This window comes from Mycobacterium sp. NGS27 (assembly GCF_059813005.1).
In genome coordinates, this window is sequence record NZ_JCALDT010000019.1 from 1 (window position 1) to 2,214 (window position 2,214).

General features: G+C 64.0%; 1 protein-coding gene. It reads right to left on the reverse strand.

What is annotated here, in order from left to right:
- A partial coding sequence (locus AC5Y30_RS25360) for a non-ribosomal peptide synthetase (protein WP_499922037.1) occupies nucleotides 1–2,214 on the reverse strand: 2,214 nt, incomplete at both ends.

The window sequence follows — 2,214 nt, forward strand, 5'->3', positions numbered from 1 at the left end:
AGTGCGATACATCCGCGCCCCCGACCCACCAAATGGACACGCCACAAACCGCGAGGCCGTAAGGCCCGTGCGGCGCCAATAGCCCACGCCCACACCCCGGCCGGCCACATACAACTCGCCGGCCACCCCGACCGGCACCGGGCGCAACCACTCATCGAGAACAAACAACGCCGCCGTCGATACCGGCACACCAATGGGCACCACCGCATCCCCGACCGACAACGGCGCGCTCATCGACGCATACACCGTGGCCTCGGTGGGGCCATACGCATTGATCAGCACCCGCCCGGGCGCCCACCGATCCACCACCTCGACCGGACACGCCTCACCACCGAGCAACACCGCCACCGACTCCAAACCCTCAGACGGTAAAACGCCTACCGCAGAAGGGGTTTGGGTCAACACATTGACCCGCTCACTGATCAGCAGATCGTGGAAATCCTGTGGTGAGCCCACCACCTGCTCGGGCACCACCACCAACCGGCCCCCACCGAGCAGCGCCGCCCAGATCTCCCACACCGAAAAGTCAAACGCATACGAATGACACTGCGTCCAAACCTGCTCGGCCGGCAGTCCGCTCGGCAACGAGGCCGCCAAATGCGTCACGTTCTGATGAGTGACCGCCACCCCCTTAGGCACACCGGTAGTACCCGAGGTGTAAATCAGATACGCGACATCATCGCCGGCCGGCGCCGGCAGGGCGGTGCCGGGCTGGTCATGCACCGCAGGATCATCGACCTCGATGACCCGAACCCCAAAACCAGCCAACCGATCAACCAAACCCGCAGTGGTGAGCACCGCCATTGGCCTGGCATCGGCAAGCATGAATTCGATCCGCGCATCAGGCTGCGCGGCATCGATCGGCAGATACGACGCCCCCGCCTTGAGCACCGACAACATCGCCACGACCGCCCCCGCCGAGCGCTCCAACAACAACGCCACACACTGCCCCGGCCCCACACCCCGACCAACCAACAAATGCGCCAACCGATTCGACGCCTCATCAAGATCCCGATAACTCATCGAGCGACCCTCGAAGCTGATCGCCACCGCCTCCGGGGCGCGCGCCACATGCTCGCCGAACACCACCGGAACCGACACCGACGCGCTCACCGGCCGAGACAACACCGCACGATTACCGAGCTCATCTAGACGCACACGCTCACCGGCATCGAGCACATCGATCGACGACAACCGCCGCCCCGGATCGGTCGCCATCACCTCCAACACCCGCTCCAACCGCCCGACCAACACCTCGACACTCTGCGCATCGAACACGTCGGTACGGAACTCCACCGACCCACCAATCCCCGCCGGCTCACCGGCGTGGGTCCAACGCTCGGCCAACGACAACGACAAATCCGTACGCGCAGTACGGGTGTGCACCGGCAATTCAGAGACCTCTAAATCACCCAACGCCAACCCAGCCGCATCACCCATGCCCACCCCGGGAAGGTTTTGCCAGGCCAACATCACCTGCACCAACGGGTGATACGCCAGACTCCGGGTCGGGTTGAGCCGCTCAACGAGCACCTCAAAGGGCACGTCCTGGTGGTCATAGGCGGCCAGGCCGCGCGCCCGTACCCGCGCCAACACCTCCGCACCAGTCGGATCCCCACCCAAATCCACCCGCAACACCAACGTGTTGACGAAAAAACCCACCAACTCATCCAGCGCAGGATCACGCCGCCCCGCAATCGGGAAACCCACCGCCACATCGCTACTCGCGCTGAGCTTGCCCAGCAACACCGCAAGCGCAGCCTGCACCACCATAAAACTGGTCACATCATGCTCACCGGCCACCGCACGCAGCCGCTGCTGCAACTCAGCCGACCACTCCACCGCCACCGTCGCACCCCGCTGATCAGCAACCAGCGGATAAGGCCGATCGGTGGGCAAGACCAACCGCTCAGGCATGTCGGCCAAAGTCTGCTGCCAATACGCCAACTGCTCACCGATGCGGCTCTCCCGATCATCGAGATCACCAAACTGGGCACGCTGCCACAACGTGTAATCGACATACTGCACCGGCAATTCAGCCCACCCAGGAGCCTGCCCCGCACAGCGACTGGCATACGCCGCACCCAAATCGGCCACCAGCGGCGCGATCGACCAACCATCGGCGGCAATATGATGCACCACCACCACCAACACATGCTCATCGCTACCCGTGCAGAAAAGCCTCGCCCGCAACGGAATCTCGCTTGCCAGATC